This is a genomic window from Aquabacterium sp. UBA2148 (genome assembly GCF_002328915.1).
GTDB lineage: Bacteria > Pseudomonadota > Gammaproteobacteria > Burkholderiales > Burkholderiaceae_C > Aquabacterium > Aquabacterium parvum.
In genome coordinates, this window is record NZ_DCXA01000180.1 from 18,104 (window position 1) to 22,143 (window position 4,040).

The 4,040-nt window shown below is 63.2% G+C and carries 1 protein-coding gene; it reads right to left on the reverse strand.

The window, feature by feature from the left end; all coding sequences use genetic code 11:
- Positions 1–4,040, reverse strand: a 4,040-nt coding sequence (locus B2W70_RS10115; protein WP_286745405.1) for a non-ribosomal peptide synthetase, incomplete at both ends; no start/stop codon positions are given.

Genomic DNA, 4,040 nt, shown 5'->3' on the forward strand with positions numbered 1-4,040 from the left:
GTTGTGCCAGGCGGCGAAGTCGCCATAGCTGACCGTGAGTGTCGGCAGGTTGGGCTGGCGGCCATCCAGGCAGGCGCTGTAAAGCTCTGGCAGGTCCACGTACAGCAGGTCGAACGACCACGCGTCCCAGATCAAGTGGTGAGCCTGGAACAGCAGGCCATGCTCTTCGGGAGACAAACGGAACAGTCGGGCTGTGAACAGGGGACCCTTCTCCAGATCGTAAGGCGTTTCCACCAACTCAGCGATGACCTTGTTCATTGCCGGCTTGCGCTCTTCTTCCGGCAACTTGCTGAAGTCGTCGAATGGGATCAGGCTGAAGGGCAACTCGGGCAGGATGCGCTGGACATCGCCATTGGCCGTGCGTTCGACCACCGTGCGCAGCACGCTCTGGCGTTGGATGAGCATGCGCCACGCCTGATTGAACGCCTCGATGTCGAGTGGCCCCAGCAGGCGGTGTCCAGTGGGGATGCTGTGGACGACCGTGCCGGGGGTGAGGTTCTCAAGGAACCACACCCGTTCCTGCATCTGCGACAAGGGTGCCGTCGACTGGTCTGCGCGAATGGGGATGGCATCGATCGGCGCTGTGCTGGCAGGGGAGTTGCCCTGCGCAGCCGTCAGTTGAACGAGGGCGGCTGCCAGCTTGGCTGGTGTGGGGTTGTCGAAGATCACGCGCAGGCCTGGGCGCTGTCCAAGTGCCTTGGACAGCACCGCAGACAGTTTCGCGGCCATCAGGGAGTGGCCACCTTGCTCAAAGAAGTGATCGTTGGCCCCCAGGCGATCGCGGCCCAGCAACTTGCCCATTTCCTGGGCCACGGTTTCGGTGGCTTGTGCAACCGGGCCGCTGGCCGTTGGCGATGCGGGCGGTGTGGTGGCAGGCGACGCCTCCGTCGGCGCGTGGGCACCCGCGGGCAAGGGCAATGCCTTGCGGTCTACTTTGTTGTTCGGCAGCAGAGGCAGCGACGGCAGCACCAGCACCGAACGCGGAACCATGTAATCAGGCAAGGTGTGGCGCAGGCTGTTGCGCAGCGCAGCCGTGTCCAGCGCAGCGCCGCTTTGCGGCACGACGTAGCCGATCAATGCCAGGTCACCCGGGGTGATCTCGCGGGCCACGACCACGGAACGAGACACGCCTGCCTGCTTCTCCAGTTGGGCCTCGATCTCGCCGAGCTCGATGCGGTAGCCGCGAATCTTGACCTGGAAGTCCATTCGGCCAAGGTGTTCGATCTGGCCGTCTTCGCGCCACCGACCAAGGTCGCCCGTGCGATAGACCAGGCGACCCGGTCGAGGGCCCCAAGGTACCGTGACAAAGCGTTCTGCCGTCAGGTCGGGACGCCCGTGATAGCCCAAAGCCACCCCATCGCCACCAATGCAGATTTCCCCTTCGGCTCCCACCGGCAGGGGCTGCAGGCGCTCGTCCAGGATCCAGACTTGCGTGTTGTCGATGGGGTGCCCGATCGTGATCTTGGCTGCGGCATCGGTGATGTGCGCCAAGGTCGACCACACGGTGGTTTCTGTGGGGCCGTACATGTTCCAGACGTCGATGCCCTTCGCCAGCAGTGCTGAGGCGAGCGAGGGCGGAAGCGGCTCCCCCCCCACGAGCGCACGGAAGCCTGTGCGAGGGTGCCAGCCAGCATCCAGCAGAAGATGCCAGGTGGTGGGTGTTGCCTGCATCACAGTGACGTTTTGTTGCGCCATCAGTGCCATGAGGGCTTCGCCATCCATGGACTGATCACGTGTTGCGAGCACCACTGTGCCGCCTGTGACCAAGGGCAACATCAACTCCAGGACAGCGATGTCAAAGCTCAGTGTGGTGACGGCCAGCAAGTGGTCGGACGCCTGCAGGCCGGGTTCGCGCTGCATGGATGCCAAGAAATTGCACACGGCGCGATGGGGAACGGCCACGCCCTTGGGGCGGCCTGTTGAGCCCGATGTGTAGATCACGTAGGCAGCTGCTTCGGTGTCGGTGAACAAAGGCGTTGGTGCATCGCTCGAGGCATCCAGCAGTCGAGCGTCGGTATCGAGCTGCACCTGCATGGATCGGGGCAGACCACTTGCATTTGCACAGGTGGAGTGCGTGACCACCAGGGTGAGGCCGGCATCTTCGGCCATCATTTGCAGCCGCTCAGCTGGAAACCCAGGATCCATCGGGACGTACGCGGCACCAGTTTTGAGCACCGCCAGCATCGCTGGAAGCAGGTGCTGCCCCCGTGGGAGGCTGATGCCCACGCGTTGGCCTGGCGCAGCGCCTCGGGATTGCAGCATACGGGCGATGCGGTTGGCTTGTGCATCGAGTTGCTGATAGGTGAGCTGACCTTCATGGGTCACCACCGCAATGCGCGACGGGGAGCGTTGCGCCTGCAGGCTCACCCAGGTTTCGATGCGAGCGTGCGCATCCAGGGCCCGGTCGGTCAGGTTCCAGTCAAGCAGGCGCTTATCGATGGACACCGCCGTTGCTGCCGGGGCCGGTGCCAGGATCTGCATCAGACGGCTGACCAGTGCCTGTGCCCGCTCCAGGCTCAGATGTTCGCTGCTGTGATGCAGGTCGAGTGTCAGTGCATCGGATTGTTCGTAGAAGTTGAAGAAGACTTCGCTGAGCAGCCCCCGCTTTCGGCCTTCGTGCATCGAGGCTTGTAGCGGAGCCCAGCCAGAAAGGTCAACTTTGGGATTGAGGTTGAAGTAGATCGATGTCAGTGGGGGCTTGCTGCCTTCGGCTTGAAGACCCAGGGCCCGCGCTGCGGTGCCTTGGGTCATCAATGGGAACTCCATGGCGTCCATGAGGGCGGCTTTGGTCCGGCGAACCCTGTCTGCCAGCGCTTCCCCATCCTTCACTTGCAGACGGATGGGCAGGTCCAGCACGCCGTCAGCCACCAGCGGGCCATGGCGTTGCAGGCTTTGTGCGGCAAACGGAATGCTCAACACCATGTCGCGTTGGCCGCTTTCCTGGCAGATGAGCTCTGCCACGGACTGCAACAACCATTGAAAGAGCGTGGCGCCTTGTGACTTCGCTTGCGCTCGCAGATGAGTCAGACGATCACCGTCGAGGCGTGCGCGAACCGTGTTGCCTGAGAACGCGCGCAGGCCAACGGGTGTTTTGTCACCCAGAGAGATTGGAGTGGGCAGCGCTTGAAGCACCTCAGACCAGTGTCGCGCGCTTGATCGACCATCGTCCTGCTCGAAGCGGGCATGCTCGGTGTTGGCAAAACTCAATGGGGACTCAGCCTCTACCCACGCATGCGCGTGTCCCATCCTGCGAGCCTGGTAGGCTTGGGCCAGCTCGGTGTTGAAGACACTCGATGCCCAGCCATCAAAGATGAGGTGGCTGGCAACCAGGTGAACCACCACGCGGCCATCGGCCAATCTCAGGATGCTGGCACGCGCCAGCGGAGCCTGATCCAGTGGGAACTCGATGGCAGCAGCCTGCCAGCCGTGTTGATCGAGGGCTTGCTCACTGTCAGACCATGCACGCAGATCGACCTCGTCGATCGGAACCTGGGCAGAGGGGTCAATGATCTGCATCGGCTGGTCGAGGTCGAACCGGAGCCGGAACGCGTCGTGCCGTTCGAGGACGTCCCTCAGCGCCTGCTTGAGTGCCTGCAGATCCACGTCGCCTTTCAGCGTGACACAGAACGACTCGTTGAGCGCCATGCGGGCCGCGGGGTCGTAGATGGCAGCAAGCCAACGCTCGGTCTGGCCAGGCGTTAGGGCCGATGAGGTGAGCGCTGGCGTCGTGCTGGTTCGTGTCGTTGCCGACCCAGATTCGGTGATGGAGGGAGGCGTGGTGCGTGGTGCGATGAAGCCCAGCCGGATCAATTCATCCATCACCTGCAGGAACGTGTCGGCGATGCGGTCGCAGTCGGCATCGGTCATGGCCTCGGTCACGAAGTGTCCGAACTGCTCGTACAGGTGCAGGCCCTTGAAGCGGGCAAGGTAGTAGAACAGGCTGATGTTGCGGACGTTGTCGTCCCACTGCAGGCGCCACAGCGAGGCGCAGTGCACGGCCTTGACCGGCGCACCACGGCTGGCGAAGGCCGCGTTGATGC